Raw genomic sequence first — 21479 nt, forward strand, 5'->3', positions numbered from 1 at the left:
GTTTTAGAATATGAATGAAGGAGGCCTTGTTATGAAGATCGATATGCATTGTCATGTAAAAGAGGGCTCTATAGACAGTAAAGTGGGATTGGATGAATATATCACCAAGCTAAAAGAACAAGGCTTTGACGGTATGTTGATTACCGACCATGATACTTACAAAGGATACCGTCACTGGAAGTATGATATGAAAGGAAAGGTTCACGAGGACTTTGTAGTACTAAAAGGAATCGAATATGATACCTGTGATGCGGGTCACATTATCTGTATTATGCCTGAAGGGGTGAAGATGCGCCTTTTGGAACTGAGAGGTATGCCGGTAAGTATGCTGATCGATTTTGTTCATCGTCATGGTGGAATCCTGGGACCGGCTCATCCATGTGGCGGAAAGTATCTTAGCTTTACGAATACGAAGCGCTTCTACAAATCACCAGAGATCATAAAACGGTTTGATTTTATCGAGGCTTTTAATGCTTGTGAACCAGCAGAGTCCAATGAGGGTGCAATGAAGCTGGCTAAAAAGTATAAAAAGCCGGGGATTGGAGGCAGTGATTCACATAAGCTGGAATGTGTGGGACTTGCCTATACAGAATTACCGGAATATGTAACTTGTGAGACGGAGTTGATTTCCCTGATACGCAGAAAAGTTCCGATAGAAGCTGGCGGAACTCTGTATGGAAAGACGACAAAGGATAAGATGGGAAAGGCAGATAAGATCCTGACATATTCATTCTGGTTCTACAATAAAGGCGGTGAATTGCTGAGACGGCGTAAGCGGAAGGAAAAAGGGCAGATTGAGAATCCGGTAGATCCTATAGATCCTATAGAGATTCCATATCTGCGTTTTCAGAACAGATTGTCAGAGTAATATCTTATGATATAGAAGATAATAAAGCATGTTAAACATCGGAAAGATATCTGGGGTGCAGATATTCTTTCCGATTGTTTGTGTTTGGAAACTAAAAGATTTACTATTTGACGGAAACTGTAATGTGAAGTATACTTTCTAGATAAGAATTTGAAGGGAGTTGACGTATGCAGACATATTTTTTTATACTTTATTTCTTTACATATGGCTTTTTTGGATGGTGTACAGAAGTTGCTTACGCAGCTACGCAACAGAGAAAATTTGTAAACCGGGGATTTTTAAATGGTCCGATCTGTCCGGTCTATGGAATCGGAGTCGGAGTGGTCGTTCAGTTCCTGACGCCATTTGAAAATAACTTATTCCTCCTTTATATAACCTCAACAATTGTAGTAACAGTGATTGAGGGACTGACCGGTTATCTGATGGATAAATTATTTCATCATAAATGGTGGGATTATACGAATCAGCCATTGAATATCGGGGGATATGTATGCCTGGTGTTCTCCCTTGCCTGGGGTGTCGCGTGCGTGATCATTGTAAAGGTGATTCATCCGTTCATCCACAAAGTGTTGGCGTGGATTCCTGTGAAGGTTGGAATTGCTCTGAGTGTGTTGCTTGGGATGATTCTGGTTGTTGATATTGTTGTAACTGTTTCGGCAGTGTTGAAGCTGAACAGACGCCTGGAAGCAATGGAGAAGATTGCGGCAGAATTGAGAGAATTCTCCGACAAGGTTGGAGAAAATATATACGAAAATGTCATGGAAACTATGGAATTCCAGGAAGAAGCCAAGAAACAGCTGGATTCGGCAGCTTTGGAACTGCGTGAGAAGCTGGAGACGGTATCTGAAGAACAGAAGACCCGCATGGCAGAACAAAAAGAACGGATTACTGAGCAGAAGAATCGCATGGCAGAACAAAAGGCTCGTATAGAAGAGTTGAAAACAAAATATGCGGAGCTGGCAGGACGCAGTACAAGAGTCAGTATTCGTCTGGTAAAAGCATTCCCGAAGATGGAATCCAAACACCACAAAGAGATTTTAGAAGAATTGAAACTTCGTGTAAAAAAGAACCGGAAGTAATCCGGTTCTTTTTTGAACGGTGGTATTGACAAAATAAGAAAATATAGATATGATAAGAGCACTCGTCTAAGAAATCTAATCATTATCATTCAAAGGGGTATCCCCATCGGGAAGATTCGTTCCCAATTTCCAAAACGAGAAAAGAACCATACAGGAAAGGAGGGTAGAAGTATCATTTCAATTATTCAGTGTGTTTGTGTAAAAAGGAGTGTTTAAATGAAAAAAACAAATAAAAAATCTATCTTTTTTTCTGTAGTTTTGTTGTTTCTCAGTGTGTTAGGTATCATAGGAGTCGGTAGTACGATGACGGCAGAAGCTAAGGAGGTCTCTTTGGTAACGGGAGCATCCGTCCAATATATGGGATATTCGACACATTATTATTATGTGGATGGAAATATGGCATATTGTCTGGAACCCGGTAAACTCTCGCCGAATAACGGAACTTATTCCTCCGATGAGTTGGATAAGGACCAGCTTTTGGCAAAAGCAATGTATTATGTGTATGGAGGACCTGGGTATGATGTGTATATGAAACCGACATTGACAGGAGGGTGGGATCAACCAGATCGAGCCTATTGTCTGTCGCACTGCATATTGTCTTATATTTATGATGGGTGTGATTCAAATAGCGATGGGTTCAAGGGATTGAATGCGGATATTAGTAATGCAGTAATTCAGTATACGAACGCAATTCAGGGATGGCCAAATATACCGGATACAGATATTGCTCTTTCTCAGGAGAATTTAACCGCATTTTTTAGTGCTGAGGAGGGCGTGCAGCGAACAGAGGTTGTTACATGTGAAGGGGATACATCGAATTCATTAGTGCTTTCTTTGCCCGAAGGAGTGACTCTGGTAAATGTAACCCAGCAAAGTCGTCTGCAGGGCCAGGTGACAGTGCATGGGCAAGAGCAGTTCTATCTGGCATCAGATGTGGCTTATGGTAACGGAACAAGTTGGGACAGTGGTCAGATAAAAGGGACTTTGAATCAAGCGTGGAGAACGCTGGTTGTAAAAACTGGTGGCGGAAGCCAGGATATCGGAACTGGACAATTGCTCACGGTGGAACCATCAGCAGTATCTCTGCAAGTGAAGTGGATGGAGCGCCCGGAACTTATGGTTGAGAAACATGCAGATAAAACGGGAAAAACTTATCAGTTGGGAGACATTGTTACTTATACTATGGATGTAACACAGCAGATTCAGAATGCGGTGGCAAAAAATGTGGTGATTACAGATACAATTCTTACTGAGGGAGTACAGCTTCAGAAAAACTCCATTGTTCTTCTGGATGGTTCCCGTAATGTGATACAAGATGCAGTGATCTCTGTCAACGGAAATTCATTTACCATTCATGCAGGAGAGTTCTTACAGTGTGTAGAACTTGGAGAACGCTATATAGTCGAGTATCAGATGGCAATAACGGATGAATCGGTGATAGGAAAAGAAATAGATAATGAAGTAGTTGTCTGCGCGGATAATGCGGAAGAGAAAAAAGATGAAGAGAAGATTCTGGTAGAAAAACCGAAAGAATCAGATGAACCAGAAAAAGAAACACCGGAGATAGAGAAACCAGAGACGGAACCTGAGAAACTTGTGGAAGCAAAATCCAAAACGACAGCAAAAATTGCATCCGTTAAGACTGGTGATCAAGAAAATATAGTGGTTCTTGTACTATTCTTGATTCTTTCTTGCACCACTATATTTGTTTGTGGTAAAATGAACGCATGGCTACGGAAAATATGGAGAAAGTAGTATTCAAAAGATAAGTCAATGAAGAAGAATAGGAGGTTGTCGTGATGGGAATGACAATGACGCAGAAGATATTGGCGGCTCACGCAGGACTCGATTCTGTTGTGGCAGGACAATTGATAGAGGCGAAGTTAGATGTAGTAATGGCAAATGATATCACCGGACCTATGGCATTGCCGATTTTTCGGGAGATGGCAGAAAATGTGTTTGATAAGGATAGAGTAGTTCTGGTACCAGATCATTTTACACCGAATAAGGACATTAAATCAGCAGAGAACTCTAAGGCAATCAGAGAATTTGCAAGAGCACAGGGATTAACATGGTATTTTGAACAGGGAAAATCCGGCGTGGAACATGCAATCCTTCCAGAAGCTGGTGTTGTTGTGGGTGGTGAGTGCATTATTGGTGCAGATTCACACACCTGTACATATGGCGCATTAGGTGCATTTTCTACTGGTGTGGGAACCACAGATATTGCAACAGGTATGGCAACAGGTGAGTTGTGGTTTAAAGTTCCGAGCGCAATGAAGTTTGTATTGACGGGAAAGCCAGGGCCATATGTCAGTGGAAAAGATATCATTATCCATATTATCGGTAAGATTGGGGTAGATGGCGCACTTTATAAATCTATGGAATTTGTTGGAGATGGCATTGCTAATCTGTCTATGGATGATCGTTTTACAATGGCGAATATGGCGATTGAAGCTGGTGCCAAGAATGGAATCTTCCCGGTAGATGAACAGACAGAAGCCTATATGAAAGAACATTCCAAGAAGGAATACAAGATATATACTGCTGATGAGGATGCAGAGTATGATGAAGTGGTTGAGATTGATCTTTCAGAGGTACGTCCGACCGTTGCATTCCCACACCTTCCAGGTAATGCTAAGACAATTGATGAGGTTGAGGCGATGGAGCCAATCAAGATCAATCAGGTTGTAATCGGTTCTTGTACCAATGGGCGTATGGAGGATATGAGAAAAGCAGCAGCAATTTTGAAAGGCCATACAGTTCATCCAGATGTACGTGTTATGGTAATCCCGGCAACACAGAAGATCTACAAACAGTGTATCGCAGAGGGACTTTTGGATATCTTTGTGGATGCAGGCTGTGCTGTGAATACACCAAGCTGTGGACCATGTATGGGAGGTCATATGGGTGTTATGGCAGCAGGTGAAAAGTGTGTGTCTACAACAAATCGTAATTTTGTGGGCAGAATGGGACATGTAGATTCTCTGATCTATCTTGCGTCTCCAGAAGTGGCTGCAGCGAGTGCGATTGCAGGATGTATTGCGAATCCAGAGAAAGTAGGTGACAGATAATGAAAGCAGTAGGACATGTATTTAAGTATGGTGATAATGTGGATACGGATGTTATTATTCCGGCAAGATATCTTAATTCCTATGATCCTCAGGAACTGGCAAGCCATGCGATGGTAGATATTGATCCAGATTTTGTAAATAAGATGAAGCCGGGAGATCTGATTGTTGCGAATAAAAACTTTGGATGTGGTTCATCCAGAGAACATGCACCTCTGTGTCTCAAGACGGCAGGTGTAAGCTGCGTCATTGCAGAGACATTTGCCAGAATCTTCTATAGAAATGCAATCAATATTGGATTACCGATTATTGAATGCCCAGAGGCAGCAAGAGGAATCGATGCCGGTGATGAAGTGGAAGTTGATTTTGACAGTGGAAAGATCTATAACCGTACAAAAGGCACAGAGTTTCAGGGACAGGCTTTCCCGGAATTTATGCAGAAGCTGATTGCTGCAGGTGGCCTGGTAAAATATACAAATAGTAAAAAATAGCGGATGATAGAAGGGTGAAAAAGATGAATCTACATTACAAAAGTACAAGAAATTCGGACTTTAAAGTAACAGCTTCTGAAGCGATTCTGACAGGTCTTGCTCCGGACGGTGGTCTATTTGTGCCGGAGAAACTTCCGACACTCGATGTTTCAATGGAGCAGTTGAAAGACATGTCATATCAGGAGACCGCTTATGCGGTTATGAAGCAGTTTTTGACAGACTTTACAGAAGAGGAGTTGAAGGACTGTATTCGTAAAGCATATGACAGTAAGTTTGACACTGAGGAGATCGCGCCGCTGGTAAAGGTAGATGATACATATTATCTGGAATTGTTCCATGGGGCAACGATTGCGTTCAAGGATATGGCATTGTCTATATTGCCGCATCTTTTGACTACTTCGGCCAAAAAGAATCATGTGAAAAATGAGATTGTGATTCTTACAGCTACGTCTGGTGATACGGGTAAGGCTGCTTTGGCGGGATTTGCTGATGTTGAAGGAACCCGAATCATTGTATTTTATCCGAAGAACGGAGTCAGCAAAGTACAGGAACTTCAGATGGTTACGCAAAAAGGAAGTAATGTAGATGTGGTTGCGATCCATGGAAATTTTGATAATGCACAAAGTGGTGTGAAAGCAATGTTCGAAGATAAAGAACTGGCTCAGGAACTTGCAGCAAAGGGATACCAGTTTTCTTCTGCTAATTCTATCAATATTGGACGTCTGGTTCCGCAGGTCGCATATTATGTAAATGCTTATGCAAAATTACTGGCAAATGAAGAGATTGCAGAGGGAGAATTGATCAACGTTGTAGTCCCGACCGGCAATTTCGGAAATATTCTTGCTGCTTACTATGCAAAGCAGATGGGAGTGCCGATTGATAAACTGATCTGTGCATCTAATAAGAACAAAGTGCTGTTTGATTTCTTCCAGACAGGTACATACGATAAGAATCGAGAGTTTGTGCTGACGACCTCACCATCCATGGACATTCTGATCTCCAGTAATCTGGAGCGTCTGATCTATCTGATTGCAGGTGAAGATTCTGAGAAGACCAGAGAATTAATGGAAGAATTAAAAGATAGTGGAAGCTATACGATTACTGAGGATATGAAGGAAAAATTATCTGATTTTGCATCTGGATATTCAGATGAAGCAGAGACTGCCGAAAGTATCCGTGAGAATTACGAAAAGACAGGATATGTAATTGATACGCATACAGCTGTTGCTGCGCATGTCTGTGAACAGTATAGGATTAAGACTGGTGATGCAAAGAAATGTGTGATTGCATCAACGGCGAGTCCATATAAGTTCGTTAAGAGTGTTATGACGGCAATTGATGAAAAATATGCAGATGCAGATGAATTCGAACTTCTGAAAGTGTTGGAAGAGACATCTGGTGTAGAGATGCCACAGGCAATCAAAGATATTCTGGATGCCAATATACTTCATACTTTGGAATGTGATGCAGATAAGATGAAGGAAACTGTAAAAGGTATATTGCAAGTGTAAGGAGTGAGGACAGATGCTGTTGGATGGTTTCTTTGGGGCAATTGCTCTGGGGGCTGGAATCTACTGCCTTTATGGATATTATATGTTAAAAGTGAAAAAAGAGATTGTGAAGACAATCTTGCTTCCGAAGGGTGTAAATGAAAAAAGCTGCAAAGACCTGGAGGGATATTGCAGAGATGTCGGGAAGCCACTTCTTGCGTTGGGAATTACCCTGTTGTTAGATGGGTGTGTAGATCTGTACGATTCCTATATCAGCAGTGTTGGCATACTGTATGTAATTATGACGGCAGTTCTATGTATGATGCTTGTTGTCTTTATGCTGAAATTACGTAAATACAACCAAAAATATTTTGGAATCAACTGAATGGTTGGAGCTGGATTTCGGTTATATAAAATATTTATATGAATAATAGATAAGTTTCATAAATTATAATATTGACAAAATGCAAGATTGAAAATATAATCTTGCATTTTTTATAAAAACATAGACGTGATTATGCGGTTGGTGAAAAATAAATGAATAATAAAAAATATTAACTTTCGCGAAAGGATTGTTAAAGTATTGACTTTTTATGAAAAAAATGTAATAATAAGACAAATGCCGCTGTAAAAGGCAGAAATATGCAAAGGCAGAAAGTGTTACGGCGGTTATGATTAAGGAAAGAAAAGAGGTAAAACAAAGATGGCGAATATCGATTTAAGTAAGTACGGCATTTCAGGAACTACAGAAATTGTACACAATCCTTCTTATGATTTATTGTTTGAGGAAGAGACAAAGCCGGAATTGGAAGGTTTTGAAAAGGGTCAGGTTAGTGAACTTGGTGCAGTAAACGTAATGACAGGTGTATATACCGGACGTTCTCCAAAAGATAAATTCATTGTAATGGATGAAAATTCCAAAGATACTGTATGGTGGACTTCTGATGAGTACAAGAATGATAACCATCCGGCTTCTGAAGAGACATGGGCTGCTGTAAAGGATATTGCAGTGAAAGAACTTTGTGATAAGAAGCTTTATGTGGTAGATGCTTTTTGCGGAGCCAATAAGGATACACGTATGGCAATCCGTTTCATCATGGAAGTTGCATGGCAGGCTCATTTTGTTGAGAACATGTTTATTATGCCTACAGCGGAGGAACTTGAGAGTTTTGAGCCAGACTTTGTTGTTTATAATGCTTCTAAAGCAAAAGTTGAAAATTATAAAGAGTTAGGACTGAATTCAGAGACAGCAGTTGTATTCAATATCACAAGCCGTGAACAGGTAATTATCAATACATGGTACGGTGGAGAGATGAAAAAAGGTATGTTCTCTATGATGAACTACTATCTGCCATTGAAGGGAATTGCTTCCATGCACTGTTCTGCCAATACAGATATGAATGGTGAAAATACAGCAATCTTCTTCGGATTATCTGGAACAGGTAAGACAACTTTGTCAACAGATCCAAAACGTCTTCTGATTGGTGATGATGAACATGGATGGGATGATAATGGTGTATTTAACTTCGAAGGTGGCTGCTATGCGAAAGTTATCAATCTGGATAAAGAATCTGAACCAGATATTTATAATGCAATCAAGAGGGATGCACTTCTTGAGAACGTAACACTGGATGAAGAAGGAAAGATTGATTTTGCTGATAAGAGTGTAACTGAGAATACACGTGTATCTTATCCGATCAATCATATTGAGAAGATTGTTCGTCCTGTATCTGCTGCACCAGCTGCACAGAATGTAATCTTCCTGTCTGCAGATGCATTTGGAGTACTTCCTCCGGTATCTGTACTGACACCAGAGCAGACACAGTACTATTTCTTATCTGGATTTACAGCAAAACTTGCTGGTACAGAGCGTGGAATCACAGAGCCTACACCAACGTTTTCCGCATGCTTTGGACAGGCATTCCTGGAACTGCATCCAACAAAATATGCAGAAGAACTGGTTAAGAGAATGGAAAAGAGCGGTGCAAAAGCATATCTTGTTAATACTGGATGGAATGGAACTGGAAAGCGTATCTCTATTAAAGATACCCGTGGTATCATTGATGCAATCTTAAATGGAGATATCCTGAATGCTCCTACTAAGAAGATCCCATACTTTAATTTCGAAGTTCCAACAGAACTTCCAGGTGTAGATCCTGCAATTCTTGATCCTCGTGATACTTACGCAGAAGTAGCTGAATGGGAAGCTAAGGCTAAGGATCTTGCTGAGAGATTCGTAAAGAACTTTGCAAAATATGAAGGAAATGAAGCAGGTAAAGCATTAGTTTCTGCAGGACCACAGTTATAAAAAACAGTTTTATAGGTTGTAAAATCTATATAAATGGGGTATAATATCCTCAGTAGAAACCTGGGATGTTCGATAACTTCTGTAATTTTGAACCTACAAAACTTTAAACGGGACTCTTATATCTCCGTAATATGTCAGGCCTCCGAATTGTGCAGGGGAAGACAAAAAAGCGGATGCGGACACCCACCTAGCTGTGGCTAGGAGTCAAAATACAGAAACCGGCATTTTGGGGCCATACAAAAGATAGAAGACAGTCGTGTATGCGGCTGTCTTTTTGGTTATATTTAAAGAGAAAAAAGCATACATTGAGAAAAAAGTATTGGACAAGAGGATACGTACAGATTGAAAAAAAATAATAGATATAGAAATAATAGATATAGAAAGTATAAATGTCTCCGGTATTTGTTGATGCTTGTAATCAGCCTGTTTGTCGTGGGAGGATTGTTTTCTTCATTTCAAAATTTTGAGAAAAAAGAATATAGGAAAGAAAAAGAACTGCAGAAGAATCCAGAAGCTCAGATGGAAATAAGTAATCCGAATATTCGGGTCTTGATTATGACCGACGGGTATGCCGAAGTTGCCCATCCGACAGCGGAGATATCAGCTGTTAACGGACTGGTAATTACATATGGTGAAGAGACAGAAGAAACGGAAGGAATGCAGTCGGTTATATTCGCCCCGGATGATCCGAGGTTTCAGAGCGGAAATGTCCGAATCTATGCCAGAGATGGAGGAGAGATTACATTACAGAGTATAGAAAGAGGGTGTGGAACACCGTCTTATGCTGGAATATTAGAGCTTCGGACAACGGCAGAAGGTGTGATAGTTATTAATGAACTGCCGGTAGAGACGTATTTATGTAAAGTAGTACCCAGTGAGATGCCTGCTTCATATGAATTAGAAGCATTGAAAGCACAGGCTGTGTGCGCTCGGAGTTATGCATATCAGCAAATGCAGGATTATGCGTATCCAGAATATGAGGCTCATGTCAATGATAGTACGGATTATCAGGTGTATGGGAATTCTTTGCCTCAGAATACGACAAACCAGGCGGTAGAGGAGACAAAAGGGCAGGTGGTTCGATATCAGGGTCAGATAGTCACAACGTATTATTATTCCACTTCTTGTGGGAAGACAACAAATCTGGAAGCCTGGGGAACAGAATGTAATGAACAGAATGCCTATCTTCAGTCGGTAGAAGTAAAAGACTCAGAAGGTGATTATGAGCAAGGGCTTCCGTGGTATCGTTGGGAGGCGGACATACCGGTAGAGACTTTGTCGAATCTTATTGGGATTAATACCGGAAAAGATATCGGAGCTCTGCAAAGTCTAGAGGTAACCAAAGAAGGACCAGGAGGTGTCGCACTTCAAATCTGTGCGGTTGGAGAGAAAGGTCAACTGACAGTGGAGACTGAGAATAAGATAAGAAGAGCATTGGGAGGTAGTGGATATGAGATTCGGAAACAAGATGGAACAAATGTAGCAAGTTCATCCTTGCTCCCAAGTGCGTTCTTTACAATTCAAAGAGAGGGGGATATATTTTTCATCAAAGGTGGCGGGTACGGACATGGAATAGGAATGAGCCAGAACGGTGCGAATGAGATGGCTAAAAAAGGGAAGAATTATATAGATATACTGACGCTTTTTTTTCAAGGGATTACAGTTGAATAGATGCTCAGAACGCAGCAAAGGAGATATGTTTTGATAGACAAATATGCAAAAATCGGGTAAAATATAGAACAAATATATTGGAGATTGCCATGAAGAAAATAAAACAAATCTATCAAAATATTACAAATATTACTGCTGGAGTTTCGGCAGATCATGTGGGAGCATATGCAGCACAGACATCCTATTTTTTTATGCTGTGCATGATTCCGATTATATTACTGTTGCTTACGATGGTGCAGTATACGCCGGTAACGAAAGCGGATGTTATGACTGCTGTTATTCAGGTGTTCCCGTCGTCGGTTGATTCTTTGATCACTTCTATTGTGAATCAGGTGTATAATCAGTCCACCGGAGTCATCCCGATTACTATAGTAGTTGCCTTATGGTCAGCAGGAAAAGGTGTATTGGCTATGACATCGGGGTTGAATTGTGTGTATAAATGTAATGAGACCCGTAATTATGTATTTTTGCGTATTCGGGCAACCATTTATACGGTTATGTTCATTATCGTTATTATATTTCTGCTTGTGTTATCTGTATTTGGTAATACCCTGAATCTATTTATAGCGGAGCATATACCAATTATGCTTGGAGTGGCTGAGAAACTGTTAGAGACACGAATCATCATTACGCCAATTGTTTTGGTTGCATTTTCACTGATGATTTATAAATTCCTGCCAAACAGAAGGGACAAGTTCCGTTATCAGCTTCCTGGTGCAATGTTCTCTGCGGTAGGATGGATGATAATTTCCTGGATTTTTTCTGTATATCTGGATGTGTTTAAGGGATTTTCCAGTATGTATGGTAGTCTTACGACGATTGTGCTGATTATGTTATGGATGTATTTTTGTATGTATTGCATTCTGCTGGGCGGTGAGTTGAATGTGTTATTGGACGGGAAGATATTTGAGAGAAATGAGAAATAATTTCTTGACATTATAGTTTCTTATGATACAATAATTAAGTATTAATAGGTAAAAGCAATGACCGTGTCAGTAGAGAATCATTTTCCGATAGAGAGAGGGGATCATTGGCTGGAAGTCCCTTTGGGTTCAGATGATGCTTGAATTTCCCACGTGAGCTGCATTTTTGAAATCATAGTAGAAAATGACGTAGATGCACGTTACGCAGTAATGAAGTGCCCGTATATTGATGGTGCGGGAATCAGGGTGGTACCACGGGTGATAACTCGTCCCTTTTGGGATGAGTTTTTTTTATGCTCGAAAGAGTTGGTAAATCAGAAAGGAAGAAAAGTGATGAAAGAAAAATTACAGAACATCAAAGAAGAAGCATTGAAGGCAATTGAAGCTGCCGATATGCCAGAAAAATTGAATGATGTGCGTGTAAGATTCCTGGGTAAGAAGGGAGAACTTACCGCAGTATTAAAGGGAATGAAGGATGTTGCGCCAGAGGACAGACCGAAGGTGGGACAGCTTGTCAATGAGACAAGAGCGGCTATCGAATCTGTTCTGGAAGAGAGCAAAGTAAAGATGGAGAGGGCTATCCGTGAGGAGAAGATGAAACAGGAAGTTATTGATGTTACACTCCCATCGAAGAAAAACATGGTCGGACATCGTCATCCGAATACGATTGCACTGGAAGAAGTTGAAAGAATCTTCGTTGGCATGGGATATGAAGTAGTGGAAGGACCGGAAGTAGAATACGATCTGTATAATTTTGCAAAATTAAATATCCCGGATGGACATCCGGCAAAAGATGAACAAGATACTTTCTATATTAATAAAGATATCGTACTGCGTACCCAGACATCACCAGTACAGGCGCGTGTAATGGAACAGGGCAAACTTCCGATTCGTATGATCGCGCCAGGACGTGTATTCCGTTCTGACGAAGTAGATGCAACACATTCACCATCTTTCCATCAGATCGAGGGACTTGTCATCGACAAAAACATCTCCTTCTCTGATCTGAAAGGAACACTGGAAGTATTTGCCAAAGAATTATTTGGACCAGAGACAAAGACCAAATTCCGTCCACATCATTTCCCGTTCACTGAGCCAAGTGCTGAAGTAGATGTGACATGCTTCAAATGCGGAGGAAAAGGATGCCGTTTCTGTAAAGGATCTGGCTGGATTGAAATCCTTGGCTGCGGAATGGTACATCCACACGTATTGGAAATGTGCGGAATCGATCCAAACGAATACACCGGCTTTGCATTTGGTGTAGGCTTGGAACGTATCGCATTGCTTAAATACGAAATCGATGACATGAGATTATTATACGAAAACGACATTAGATTTTTAAAACAATTCTAAAAAGGTACAGGGCAAAATGCATTTGGGTACACCATAAAATGCAAAAAGGGACGTAGTAAAGTGAAAGAATACTACGTCCCCAGAAAGGAGAAAAAATGAATACATCATTATCATGGATAAAAGCATATGTTCCTGACTTGGATGTTACTGCTCAGGAATATACAGACGCAATGACGTTGTCTGGAACGAAGGTGGAAGGATATGAGGTGCTGGATGCGGATCTGGACAAGATTGTGATTGGACAGATTGACAAGATTGAGAAGCACCCGGATGCAGATAAGTTGATTATCTGTCAGGTGAATGTAGGAAGTGAGTCTGTTCAGATTGTCACTGGTGCACATAATGTGAATGAAGGAGACAAGGTTCCTGTCGTACTGGACGGGGGACGTGTTGCTGGAGGACATGAGCCGGGAAGTCGTGTTGCAGGTGGAATAAAGATTAAGAAGGGTAAGCTTCGTGGAGTAGAGAGCTGCGGCATGATGTGCTCTATTGAAGAACTTGGCTCTAATCGTGACATGTATCCAGAGGCACCGGAAGAAGGAATCTATATCTTCCCAGAGGATGCAGAGGTAGGAGCCAGCGCAATTGAAGCATTGGGACTGAATGATGTGGTATTTGAGTATGAGATTACTTCTAATCGTGTAGATTGCTTTAGTGTTGTAGGTATTGCAAGAGAAGCTGCCGCTACTTTCGGAAAGGAATTTCAACCTCCGGTAGTAACTAAGACTGGAAATGCTGAGGATGTTAACGACTATATCAAAGTAACTGTAAAAGACAGTGATCTCTGCCCGAGATATTGTGCAAGAGTTGTGAAGAATATTAAGATCGGACCGTCTCCAAAGTGGATGCAGAGACGTCTGGCTTCTGTAGGCATTCGTCCAATCAATAATCTGGTTGATATCACAAACTATGTCATGGAAGAATATGGACAGCCGATGCATGCCTATGATCTGGATACAATCGCTGACCGTGAGATTATTGTGCGCAAAGCTGCAAAAGGAGAAAAGTTTACAACTCTGGATGGGCAGGAAAGAGAGATGGACGAATCTGTACTGATGATCTGCGATGGACAGAAATCCATCGGTATTGCAGGTATCATGGGTGGAGAGAATTCCATGATTACAGATGATGTACAGACAATGCTTTTTGAAGCTGCTTGTTTCGATGGAACAAATATCCGTAAATCTAGTAAGAAGATCGGACTTCGTACCGATGCTTCTGGTAAGTTTGAAAAAGGTCTTGATCCAAATAATGCACAGGCTGCTATCGACCGTGCATGCCAGCTGGTAGAAGAATTAGGAGCTGGTGAAGTGGTAGGTGGAATGGTTGATGTCTATGGTAAGAAAAAAGAGCCGGTAAGAGTTCCTTTTGATCAGGATGAAATCAATAGTCTGCTTGGAACCAACATTTCAAAGGAAGAGATGATTGGATACTTCAAAAAGATAGATCTTGAATATGATGAAGAGACAAACGAAGTAATTGCGCCTACTTTCCGTCATGATTTATTCCGCATGGCTGATTTGGCAGAAGAAGTGGCAAGATTCTACGGATATGACAATATTCCAACTACACTTCCGAAAGGTGAAGCTACAACTGGTAAATTGTCATTCAAGCTGCGTGTAGAAGAAGTTGCTCGTGATATTGCTGAGTTCTGTGGATTTAGCCAGGGAATGACTTATTCATTTGAAAGTCCAAAGGTATTTGATAAATTAATGATACCTGCAGACTCACCGCTTCGTCAGACGGTTGAGATTATGAATCCTCTTGGAGAAGACTATAGTATCATGCGTACGACTTCTTTGAATGGAATGCTGACATCATTGGCAACTAATTATAATAGAAGAAATAAGAATGTCAGACTGTATGAATTAGGTAATGTATACATCCCGAAGGCTCTTCCGCTCACAGAACTTCCGGAAGAAAGAATGCAGTTTACACTTGGAATGTATGGAGATGGAGATTTCTTCAGTATGAAAGGTGTAGTTGAAGAGTTCTTTGAAAAGGTTGGTCTGCATAAGAAAGAAACATATGATCCAAATGCAGGAAAACCATATCTTCATCCGGGTCGTCAGGCAAATATTATTTATGATGGCAAGGTTGTTGGTTATCTGGGAGAATTGCATCCAGATGTTGCAGATGCATATGGTATCGGTACAAGAGCATACGTTGCAGTGATTGATATGCCTGAAATCGTTGAGAGGGCATCATTTGACAGAAAGTACACAGGAATTGCGAGATTCCCTGCTGTGACACGTGATATCAGTATGGTTATGCCGAAAGACATCCTGGTAGGCCAGGTTGAAGAAGTCATTGAGAAAAAGGGCGGAGTATATCTGGAAAGCTATGCACTGTTCGATCTTTATGAAGGAGCACAGATTAAGGAAGGATACAAATCAGTAGCATATTCTATCGTGTTCCGTGCGAAAGATAAGACACTCGAAGATTCAGAAGTTTCAGAGTCCATGGATAGAATTCTGAAAGCGTTGGAAGGCATGGGAATCGAGCTTCGTAAATAAAATATGGAGAGTAAAAGCATGAAGAAAAAGCAGATTGGTGGTCTGATTATAGCAGCTATCCTGTTTGTTGCGATAGGAGTGGCCAGTGTATTGACAAATGCGTTGACAGATTCATTTTCACAGAGAATGCTGGAAGAAAGTGCTGAGCATCTTTTGACGGGAGGCTACGATTTCCAACCGCCTGGGAAAAACTATATTGCAATCGTCAGAGTAGAAGGAACGATTCAAGAACAGACAGAGAGCAATTATTTTGAGACATCTTCAGGTTATCAACACACAACAACGTTGGAGTATATTGATAATTTGATGGATGATTCGAATAATCAGGGCATCTTGCTGTATGTGGATTCACCTGGTGGTACCGTATATGAATCAGAAGAGCTCTATCTGAAGTTAAAAGAATACAAGGAGACCACCGGACGTCCTGTCTGGGATTATATGGCACATTATGCAGCTTCTGGCGGATATATGGTGTCTATGTCAGCAGATAAGATATATGCAAATCCAAATACAACAACAGGATCTATTGGCGTGATCATGTCAGGGTATGATATGAGTGGGTTATATGAAAAATTAGGAATTCGCTATGTAAGTATTACCAGCGGTGCCAATAAGGATAGTTCCAAGATGACTGATGAGCAGATAGCAATTTATCAGAGTCAAGTGGATGAATATTATTCAAAATTTGTTGGGATAGTAGCAGATGGACGTGGTATGTCCGAGGAGGAAGTGAAACAGCTTGCAGACGGACGTACCTATACGGCAAATCAAGCACTGGAAAATGGGTTGATTGATGAGATCAGTCTTTACGCTGATATGAAGGAAGCAATGAGTGAAGAATTAAATGTTGATGAATTCTATGAATTGGAAAGTTCAAAAAATACACTGTCTTCACTGTTGGCAGAAGTCAAAGACTTGGTTCCAAAATCAGAAGCTCAGATATTGACAGAGACCGCAGCGGATATGGAAAGCGGGGTGCCGATGTACTATGCAGAACAATTACAATAGACCTTCAATGGAGTTCGCCGGTTTTTGGGTACGAGCAGCAGCTTATTGTATTGACCGTTCGGTAGTGTTTGTGGGACTTATGCTCGTGAGAATCCTATTATCGGTAGTAGCTGGCGGTGCACTTTCTGGAAGAAATATATTGTTCCATTATACTTGGAAAGATATTATTCTTTATGTGCTTCAAGTGACGTATTTCGTTCTGTTTACCTATTATACCGGGACGACTCTTGGAAAAAAAGCAATGAATCTGAGGGTTGTCAACGAAGATGGGAGCCAGAAACTGAATCTGATCGATGTGATTTACCGGGAGACGGTCGGGAGGTTCCTGTGTGGTTTGTCTGTCGGAATTGGATATATTATGGCAGGCGTCGACCGTGAAAAACGAGGATTGCATGATATGCTTTGTGACACGAGAGTTATCTATGCTAAGAAAGTAAAAGTATATCCAGTATATCAAGTCCCGCAGGGGTGGCAAGTGCCGCCACAAGGTCCGGCACCAATGCCACCGCAAGGTCCGGCACCAATGCCACCACAAGGTCCGGCGCCGATGCCGCCGCAAGGTCCAGGGGCAATGCCGCCTCAGGATCCATCGGTTCAGAAGTCCGTGGATGAGCAGATTCATCAGGGACATGCACAATAATATATAAAGAAGGGATTCATATTATGAAACGTCAAGATTTTTATTATGAATTGCCGGAAGAATTAATTGCTCAGGATCCATTGGAGGATCGTTCCAGCTCCAGACTTCTTGTACTTGACAAGGAGTCTGGAGCTGTTTCCCACCATGTATTTAAAGAAATTATTGATTATCTACATGAGGGAGATTGTCTGGTTATTAATGATACGAAAGTAATTCCGGCTAGATTAATTGGTTCAAAAGTAGGAACTGATGCCAAGATAGAAATATTATTATTAAAAAGAAAAGAAAATAATGTCTGGGAGACTCTGGTAAAGCCGGGGAAAAAGGCAAAAATAGGAACGAAGATCAGCTTTGGAGAGGGGCTTTTAATTGGTGAAGTCATTGATGTGGTAGAAGAAGGGAATCGTTTGATACAATTTACCTATGATGGAATCTTTGAGGAAATCTTGGATCAGTTGGGACAGATGCCTCTTCCGCCGTACATTACTCATCAACTGGAGGATAAAAACCGTTACCAGACAGTATACGCTACTCATACAGGGTCTGCGGCTGCACCAACGGCAGGACTCCATTTCACACCGGAACTTCTGAAAGCCATTGAAGAAAAGGGAATTGATATAGCCAGAGTAACACTTCACGTAGGCCTTGGAACATTTCGACCGGTTAAAGTAGATGAGATTACGGAACACCATATGCATTCCGAATTTTTTCAGATTGATGAAGATGCAGCGGCCAAGATTAATATGGCAAAGGATTCCGGAAACAGAGTTATCTGTGTAGGGACAACCAGCTGCAGGACTATTGAGTCTGCCGCAGATGAGACGGGACATTTGAAAGCATGCAGTGGATGGACAGAAATCTTCATTTATCCAGGATATAAATTTAAGGTTTTGGATTGTCTGATTACGAATTTTCATCTTCCAGAGTCTACACTCATCATGCTGGTGTCGGCTTTGGCTGGAAGAGAACATGTGCTGTCGGCATATGAAGAGGCTGTCAGAGAAAAATATCGCTTTTTTTCGTTTGGAGATGCTATGTTGATCTGTTAACGCATGAAAGGATGGGGCGGGGAAAATGAATTTTTTCCCCGCCCCATCCTTTTTACATATTCCTGAAGGTATTTGCATAGAATGCCACAAGGAGTGTGATGGTAAGATGAAGATTATGGAGAATCATCCAACTGCTTCTGCGAAGATAGCAGGAAGTGCAAAGTATCCACATCTCAGAGGTAGAGTGGATTTTTATGATACGTTTGGAGGAACGGTGCTGGTTGCATCTATTTATGGGATTACAGATATCAATGGAAAAAGCAGTCAACAGTTTCATGGATTTCATATTCATGAAGGTGGCAGCTGTTCTGGAACAGATCAGGAGCCCTTTGCAAATGTTGATGGGCATTACCAGTCAGTAAAATCACAGCATCCTGAGCATGCAGGGGATTTGCCGCCTCTGCTAAGTAATAATGGGATTGCGTGGATGTGTGTATATACAGATCGGTTTTATCCTGAGGATGTCATTGGAAAAACGGTAATTATCCATGCGTTGCCGGATGATTTTCATACACAGCCATCTGGTGCTTCTGGAGAAATGATTGCCTGTGGCGAGATTCAGGCACGAGAGAGCGAAATACGGTAAAAATATGGAAATAAAATGGAAATAATATGATTGACATATGGAGTGATAAAAGATATAATTATGAAAACAAATGAAAGAGAGGAACCAAAATGACAGTACAGGAAATGAAAGAGAGAAAGAAGCTCTTAGGTTATACGAACGAAATGATTTCAGAACTATCTGGTGTTCCTCTTGGCACAGTGCAGAAAATTTTTGCGGGTGTAACTGCCTCACCACGATATGATACATTGTTGGCTTTAGAGAAAGTGCTGAAAAAAGAAGATAACAAGATGGCTGAATCTGTAAGGGATTATTCGGTGAAAAGACCGGGGGAATATACTGTGCAAGATTATTATGCATTGCCGAAAGAAAGACGTGTGGAGTTAATGAATGGAGTCATCTATGATATGGCGGCACCGTCGAATTTGCATCAATTATTATGTACAGAGATATGGCAGCCAATCAAAGATTATATAAAAAAAGAAGGTGGGCAGTGTATTCCGTTTGTTGCGCCGGCAGATGTTCAGCTCGACTGTGATGATAAGACGATGGTTCAGCCAGACGTGTTTGTAGTGTGTGATCGGAGGAAATTAATTAAGCATTGTACTTATGGGGCACCGGATTTCATTGTGGAAATTCTCTCTGAATCAGGAAGAAAGAAAGATATGATTATAAAGTGTGAAAAATATGCCAGTGCAGGAGTCAGAGAATACTGGATTGTAGATCCGGTACAGAAAAAAGTATTAGTATATGACTTTGAACATGATGAATTTCCAGTAATCTATGGATTTGATGACAAAGTTCCAGTGAGGATTTTTGAAGGGAAATGTATCATAAATTTTGCTGAAATCTATGAATATGTAAGTTTTTTATATGAATAAAAAGGGAATAGAAACAGGAAGCAGAAAAGAATTTGACATGCCTGACATAAACCGATAGAATATAGATATTGAGACTGGTTTCACTTTGTGGATGAAAAGGGAATGCGGTGCGAATCCGCAGCAGCTCACTCTACTGTAAGAAATGACGAAACCTGCGGACCACTGTTGTGAGAATGACAACGGGAAGGGCGGGGATTAGGTTTTAGTTTTAAGTCAGGATACCTGCCAGTAATCAGAGTAAAGTCTTACGGTGAGGGCAGGATGATACATAAGAATGGAAAAGTTCTGATTGTATGGAGGGATTGTCGCAAGGCGTCACCTCCTTTTTCTTTCATATGAAAAAGATATATTCATGAATGTAGAAAAAGATGTGACAGGAGAGAAAGAATGGCACAGAAAAAACTTGCCTGGGGTTATACTACGGGAACGTGCGCACAGGCGGCGACGAAAGCCGCGCTGAAGATGCTATTTGCAAAAGAGCAGATAGATCAGGTAGAAGTGGAACTTCCCAAGGGAAAGAAACTTCAGTTGAAGATTCATGATATCAGGATAGAATACCGGGATGAGAATCAAAAGGAGATACAGAGCATATCTTGTGCAGTCCAAAAAGATAGTGGAGATGATCCTGATATCACGAACGGAATCATGGTGTACAGTAAAGTGGAAAAAACAAATACAGGACAGTACATTCTTGATGGAGGTCAGGGAATCGGGAGAGTTACGAAACCAGGTCTGGATCAACCAGTTGGGAATGCGGCGATCAATCGCGTTCCGCGTAAGATGATCTTGCAAGAAGTGGAGGATGCCTGTGAGGAGGTTGGTTATCTTGGGGGCATATATGTTGAGATATCCATACCGGAAGGAAAACGTCTTGCAGCAAAGACTTTTAATCCGAGACTGGGAATTGAGGGTGGTCTGTCGATTCTGGGAACCAGCGGATTGGTAGAACCGATGAGTGAGCAGGCATTGTTGGATACTATTTGCCTGGATATAAGAGTGAAAATGGCGGCAGGAAAAGAATATCTGATTGCGGCACCGGGGAATTATGGCTTGGATTTTCTGAGACAAGCCTATGGGATTGAAGAGCAGGAAGTGGTTAAATGCAGTAATTATATTGGACAGACTATAGATATGGCAATTGATCAGGGAAGTAAAGGTATTCTGCTGGTAGGGCATATCGGAAAACTCATTAAAGTTGCCGGAGGGATTATGAATACCCATTCAAGATGGGCGGACTGTCGGATGGAGATTCTTGCAGCGGCAGCGTTAAAAGCAGGAGTTTCGAGGGAAAAGACCTGTGAATTCCTGGATTGTATGACAACAGATGATGCATTGGACAGATGCACAGTTTCTGAGCGAGAAAGGATTATGGGGCAGATAATGGAGCGAATGGAGCAGTATCTGAATTACCGGGCAGCAGGTGAGCTTCAGATTGGTGCGATCACATTTTCCAATATATATGGTATTCTTGGAAAGACCAGCCAGGCAGAACATCTGATAGAAAAATATAAAGTTAGGGTCAAAAGCGTATGACCTAGTATCATATAGTAATAAAGACACAAGGAG

General features: G+C 41.2%; 18 protein-coding genes, 1 other RNA gene, 1 riboswitch and 1 other annotated feature. All 19 genes read left to right on the forward strand.

All coding sequences use genetic code 11. From position 1 onward, the window contains the following. Positions 1-31: 31 nt before the first annotated feature. Positions 32-868, forward strand: coding sequence for a PHP domain-containing protein (locus ACQRBH_RS08335; RefSeq protein WP_235233580.1), 837 nt, complete (start codon positions 32-34; stop codon positions 866-868). A gap of 167 nt (positions 869-1035) precedes the next feature. Next, entirely contained in the window at positions 1036-1947 is a 912-nt protein-coding gene (locus ACQRBH_RS08340; RefSeq protein ID WP_427761349.1) for a putative ABC transporter permease, read from the forward strand. Between the two features lie 216 nt (positions 1948-2163). Then, entirely contained in the window at positions 2164-3702 is a 1539-nt protein-coding gene (locus ACQRBH_RS08345; RefSeq protein WP_427761350.1) for a thioester domain-containing protein, read from the forward strand. A 44-nt stretch (positions 3703-3746) separates the two neighbouring features. Continuing rightward, positions 3747-5021 carry a 3-isopropylmalate dehydratase large subunit gene (leuC, locus tag ACQRBH_RS08350; RefSeq protein ID WP_427761351.1) on the forward strand — a complete coding sequence of 425 codons (1275 nt, stop codon included), beginning with the start codon at positions 3747-3749 and terminating at the stop codon, positions 5019-5021. Then, positions 5021-5509, forward strand: coding sequence for a 3-isopropylmalate dehydratase small subunit (locus ACQRBH_RS08355; RefSeq protein ID WP_235233584.1), 489 nt, complete (start codon positions 5021-5023; stop codon positions 5507-5509). The genes leuC and ACQRBH_RS08355 overlap by 1 nt, the downstream gene beginning before the upstream one ends. Positions 5510-5532: 23 nt before the next feature. Beyond that, the gene (gene thrC / locus ACQRBH_RS08360; protein WP_427761352.1) at positions 5533-7020 is read left to right on the forward strand and encodes a threonine synthase; all 1488 of its coding nucleotides are present in this window, start codon (positions 5533-5535) and stop codon (positions 7018-7020) included. Positions 7021-7033: 13 nt separating this feature from the next. Beyond that, entirely contained in the window at positions 7034-7384 is a 351-nt protein-coding gene (locus tag ACQRBH_RS08365; RefSeq protein WP_427761353.1) for a hypothetical protein, read from the forward strand. Positions 7385-7702: 318 nt separating this feature from the next. After that, positions 7703-9307: a phosphoenolpyruvate carboxykinase (ATP) gene (gene pckA / locus ACQRBH_RS08370; RefSeq protein ID WP_427742925.1), complete on the forward strand. Its 1605-nt coding sequence runs from the start codon at positions 7703-7705 to the stop codon at positions 9305-9307. 54 nt (positions 9308-9361) lie between these two features. Next, a non-coding RNA gene (gene ssrS, locus ACQRBH_RS08375) (6S RNA) lies at positions 9362-9544 on the forward strand. Between the two features lie 171 nt (positions 9545-9715). After that, a complete protein-coding gene (locus ACQRBH_RS08380) occupies positions 9716-10978 on the forward strand; it encodes a SpoIID/LytB domain-containing protein (protein ID WP_427761377.1) in 1263 nt (420 codons plus the stop codon). 89 nt (positions 10979-11067) lie between these two features. After that, on the forward strand, positions 11068-11904 hold the full coding sequence (locus tag ACQRBH_RS08385) for a YihY/virulence factor BrkB family protein (protein WP_347376460.1): 837 nt from the start codon (positions 11068-11070) through the stop codon (positions 11902-11904). Between the two features lie 48 nt (positions 11905-11952). Next, positions 11953-12178 (forward strand) — a binding site (T-box leader). Positions 12179-12234: 56 nt separating this feature from the next. Beyond that, positions 12235-13254: a phenylalanine--tRNA ligase subunit alpha gene (gene pheS, locus ACQRBH_RS08390; RefSeq protein ID WP_235231808.1), complete on the forward strand. Its 1020-nt coding sequence runs from the start codon at positions 12235-12237 to the stop codon at positions 13252-13254. 95 nt (positions 13255-13349) lie between these two features. Beyond that, positions 13350-15770: a phenylalanine--tRNA ligase subunit beta gene (pheT, locus tag ACQRBH_RS08395; RefSeq protein WP_427742923.1), complete on the forward strand. Its 2421-nt coding sequence runs from the start codon at positions 13350-13352 to the stop codon at positions 15768-15770. A gap of 18 nt (positions 15771-15788) precedes the next feature. Next, the gene (gene sppA, locus ACQRBH_RS08400) at positions 15789-16778 is read left to right on the forward strand and encodes a signal peptide peptidase SppA (protein WP_427761354.1); all 990 of its coding nucleotides are present in this window, start codon (positions 15789-15791) and stop codon (positions 16776-16778) included. Next, positions 16759-17418: an RDD family protein gene (locus ACQRBH_RS08405; RefSeq protein WP_427761355.1), complete on the forward strand. Its 660-nt coding sequence runs from the start codon at positions 16759-16761 to the stop codon at positions 17416-17418. The genes sppA and ACQRBH_RS08405 overlap by 20 nt, the downstream gene beginning before the upstream one ends. Before the next feature lie 23 nt (positions 17419-17441). Beyond that, positions 17442-18467, forward strand: coding sequence for a tRNA preQ1(34) S-adenosylmethionine ribosyltransferase-isomerase QueA (gene queA / locus ACQRBH_RS08410; RefSeq protein WP_235231800.1), 1026 nt, complete (start codon positions 17442-17444; stop codon positions 18465-18467). A 106-nt stretch (positions 18468-18573) separates the two neighbouring features. After that, on the forward strand, positions 18574-19053 hold the full coding sequence (locus ACQRBH_RS08415; protein ID WP_427742920.1) for a superoxide dismutase family protein: 480 nt from the start codon (positions 18574-18576) through the stop codon (positions 19051-19053). Positions 19054-19142: 89 nt separating this feature from the next. Continuing rightward, positions 19143-19913, forward strand: coding sequence for a Uma2 family endonuclease (locus tag ACQRBH_RS08420; protein WP_427742919.1), 771 nt, complete (start codon positions 19143-19145; stop codon positions 19911-19913). A 58-nt stretch (positions 19914-19971) separates the two neighbouring features. Next, positions 19972-20157, forward strand: a riboswitch (cobalamin riboswitch). Between the two features lie 143 nt (positions 20158-20300). After that, positions 20301-21446: a cobalt-precorrin-5B (C(1))-methyltransferase CbiD gene (gene cbiD, locus ACQRBH_RS08425; protein WP_427742918.1), complete on the forward strand. Its 1146-nt coding sequence runs from the start codon at positions 20301-20303 to the stop codon at positions 21444-21446. Positions 21447-21479: the final 33 nt, after the last annotated feature.

It is taken from the genome of Bariatricus sp. SGI.161 (assembly GCF_050313695.1).
Classification (GTDB): domain Bacteria; phylum Bacillota; class Clostridia; order Lachnospirales; family Lachnospiraceae; genus JAFBIX01.